The organism is Paenibacillus sp. MER TA 81-3 (genome assembly GCF_023713585.1).
In the GTDB taxonomy this organism is placed as follows: Bacteria; Bacillota; Bacilli; order Paenibacillales; family Paenibacillaceae; genus Paenibacillus_B; species Paenibacillus_B profundus.
On sequence record NZ_JAMAWB010000124.1, the window covers coordinates 1 to 279 of the forward strand.

General features: G+C 56.6%; 1 protein-coding gene. It reads right to left on the reverse strand.

What is annotated here, in order from left to right; genetic code table 11:
• Positions 1 to 262: hypothetical protein (locus tag M3650_RS31525; RefSeq protein WP_251580304.1), on the reverse strand; the 262-nt coding region annotated here is incomplete at its 3' end.
• Between the last annotated feature and the right edge of the window lie 17 nt (positions 263 to 279).

Genomic DNA, 279 nt, shown 5'->3' on the forward strand with positions numbered 1-279 from the left:
CGTTGTTGTCGTAGCTATAGGTGTGCCGCATCAGGTCCTGGCCTTCTTGACTCGTCGCCCGCAGGCTCGTCATGTGGCCGTCCCCGTCATAGCCATATTGGACGTTGACGCCGCTGCCATACAGGATCGAGGCGATGCGGTTGCCTTCGCCATAGCTGTATTTCGCTACGCTATCCCGGCCCTGCAGCACTTCCTCGATACGGCCTATTTTATCATAGCGGTATTCCGTATGTCTGCCCGCAGCATCGGTTAGTCCGGCCATATTTCCATCTGCGTCAT